We start from the raw sequence: 2,774 nt of genomic DNA on the forward strand, positions 1-2,774 counted from the left end.
GGGTTCGGCGAAGTCGAGCCGCGCCTCGGCCTTGTCCAGCTTGTGCGCGTAGGTGACGCCGTCCTGCGGCTGCGGCGTCGCCGCCGGCGGCTCGCCCCGGCGCACGCGCGCCAGGCCTTCCGCCAGCACCTCCGCGCCGAGCGCGGCGAGGCGGTCGTGCAGGCTGCCGCCGGTGTCGTCGGGCGCGATCGGCGTGCGCCGCACGAGCAGCACCGGGCCGGTGTCCAGCCCCGCCTCCATCCGCATCAGGCACACGCCGGTCTCGGCGTCGCCGGCGAGGAGGGCGCGCTGGATCGGCGCGGCGCCGCGCCAGCGCGGCAGCAGCGAGGCGTGCACGTTCCAGCAGCCGAGCGGCGGGATCGCCAGCACCGCGCGCGGCAGGATCAGGCCGTAGGCGACCACCACCATCAGCTCCGGCGCGTACTCGCGCAGGCGCTGCTGCGCCTCGGCGGATTTCAGGCTTTCCGGCTGCTCGACGGCGATGCCCGCCGCCAGCGCGGCCTGCTTGACCGGGCTCATCGTCAGCGCGCGGCCGCGCCCGGCGGGGCGGTCGGGCTGCGTGTAGACGGCGACGACCTCGGCGCCGCCGGCGCGGCAGGCGGCGAGGCACGGCACGGCGAACTCCGGTGTTCCGGCGAACACCAGGCGCAGGGGGCGCGTCATCGGCTTACAGCGCGGCGGCCGCAGGCGCGGCGGACGCCGCCTGGCGGCGCTGCTTCTCGAGCTTCTTGCGCACCAGCTCGCGCTTCAGCGGCGAGAGGTAGTCGACGAACAGCTTGCCGGCGAGATGGTCCATCTCGTGCTGGATGCACACGGCCAGCAGACCGTCGGCGTCGAGGGTGAAGGGCTTGCCGTGCGCGTCCTGCGCCTCGACGCGGATGCGCTCGGCGCGCTCGACGTCGGCGAAGATGCCGGGCACCGACAGGCAGCCCTCCTGGTAGGTCTGGCTGCCTTCCTTCGACAGGATCTTCGGATTGACCAGCACCATCGGCCGGTTCTTTTCCTCGGAGACGTCCAGCACCAGCAATTGCCGGTGCACGTCGACCTGGGTCGCGGCGAGGCCGATGCCGGGCGCCGCGTACATGGTCTCCAGCATGTCCTCGGCCAGCTTCGCCAGGGCCGGGCCGAACTCGCTCACCGGCGCCGCCTTGGTGCGCAGGCGCGGATCGGGAAATTCGAGGATGTTCAGCAGCGCCATGGATTTCACCTGCACCTGAATTGCGGGCGAGTTGGCGAAACCCAAGCCGGCCCGTACCTATGATGCAAGCCATTTTACGGGTGGCGGACGTGCCGCGCGAATTCGCGCAGGCGGTCACAGCCGCGCGATTTCCACCCGTTAACAATTCGGATACACTCGCGAAAACCTCGGGGGATCGGGGGATTGCCCACCATGCTTAAGAAAACGCTTGCGTTGCTGGCCGGCCTCGGCCTGACCCTGACCCTGTACGCGGCGACGACCGAACTGCGCCCGGACCATCCGGACACCTACGTCGTCAAGAAGGGCGACACGCTCTGGAGCATCTCCGCCAAGTTCCTCACCAAGCCCTGGCTGTGGCCGGAGATCTGGGACGTCAACCAGAAGGTGCGCAACCCGCACCTGATCTATCCCGGCGACGTGCTGGTGCTCGGCTACAGCGGCGGCCGCGCGCATCTCGGCCTGCAGCCGCAGGCGCGTGCGGAGCCGACGGAGAGCGCCGTGCCGGCGCTGCCGCTGTCCGCGATCAAGCCCTTCCTCAAGGACACCCGCGTGCTCGACCGCGACACGCTGGTCAAGGCGCCGTACGTGGTCGGCCTCGAGGAGAATCAGCTGCGCGGCACCCCCGGCCAGTTCCTCTACGTGCGCGGCCTCGCCGGCGCGCAGCCCGGCCAGCGCTACGCGGTGGTGCGCCCCACCCACGTCTTCACCAGCTTCGACGGCAGCGACAACTACCGCGACCAGATCGCCGACGAGCTCGACAGCAACGTCGAGATGTACGCCGGCCCGTGGCACCAGGACACCCTGCACGACGGCCACCTCGGCAAGGGCAAGCCGCTCGGCTACGAGGTCACCGTGATCGGCACCGCCGAATACCTGCGCGGCGGCGATCCGGCCACGACCCTGCTGCGCGATTCCACCATGGAGATCCGCAAGGGCGACCGCCTGCTGCCGCTGGACGACACGCCGTACGACGCCGCGTTCTTCCCGCACGCGCCGGCCAAGGTGCCCGACAACCTGCGCGTGATCGCCTTCAGCGACGCGATGGACGCGGCCGGTCCGCACCAGGTGGTGGCGTTCTCGGCGGGCAAGAGCGAGGGCGTGGAGAACGGCCAGACCTACACCATCGTCCGCCCCGGCGAGAACATCCACGACGACGTGGCCTCCTCCAGCCAGCGCCGCGCGTTCGGCGAGCGCGTGACGCTGCCGGAGGAGTTCGTCGGCCACGCCATGGTGTTCCGCACCTTCGACCACGTCAGCTACGCGCTGATCATGGACAGCATCAAGCCGGTGCACATCGGCGATCCGGCGCGCATGCCGGAGTGACCGCACGGCTTTTTCCGACACGACGGCGCGGCTCCGGCCGCGCCGTCGCGTTTTCGGCCCCCGCTACACTGCACGGATGCACGAGCGAGACGAGCTGCGCGCCTGGCTGACCCTGCTGCGCACGCCCGGCGCGGGCGCGGCGACGCTGCGCGCCTGGCTGGCGCAGGCGGGCGGCGACGCGCGCGCGGCGCTCGCGGCAGCGGCGTGCGGCCGCGGCGAACCGCGCGCGGACGCCGAGGCGCGCGCTTGGCTG

At 71.6% G+C, this 2,774-nt stretch carries 3 protein-coding genes; 1 reads left to right on the top strand and 2 read right to left on the bottom strand.

The window, feature by feature from the left end; genetic code table 11:
• Window positions 1-663, bottom strand: a 663-nt coding sequence (gene fmt, locus MBSD_RS13950) for a methionyl-tRNA formyltransferase (protein ID WP_062537903.1), incomplete at its 3' end; no start/stop codon positions are given.
• 4 nt (window positions 664-667) lie between these two features.
• The gene (gene def, locus MBSD_RS13955) at window positions 668-1,198 is read right to left on the bottom strand and encodes a peptide deformylase (protein WP_062537904.1); all 531 of its coding nucleotides are present in this window, start codon (window positions 1,196-1,198) and stop codon (window positions 668-670) included.
• Between the two features lie 192 nt (window positions 1,199-1,390).
• Between def and MBSD_RS13960 the strand changes: the two genes are divergently transcribed.
• Window positions 1,391-2,521, top strand: a complete 1,131-nt coding sequence (locus tag MBSD_RS13960; RefSeq protein ID WP_062537905.1) for a LysM peptidoglycan-binding domain-containing protein — start codon at window positions 1,391-1,393, stop codon at window positions 2,519-2,521.
• The last annotated feature ends 253 nt before the right edge of the window (window positions 2,522-2,774 follow it).

Origin of the sequence: Mizugakiibacter sediminis (genome assembly GCF_000953855.2) — a bacterium.
GTDB lineage: Bacteria > Pseudomonadota > Gammaproteobacteria > Xanthomonadales > Rhodanobacteraceae > Mizugakiibacter > Mizugakiibacter sediminis.

Coding starts and splice junctions, on each gene's coding strand:
- def (WP_062537904.1), bottom strand. CDS start 1,198: ATGGCGCTGCTGAACATCCTCGAATTTCCCGATCCGCGCCTGCGCACC.
- MBSD_RS13960 (WP_062537905.1), top strand. CDS start 1,391: ATGCTTAAGAAAACGCTTGCGTTGCTGGCCGGCCTCGGCCTGACCCTG.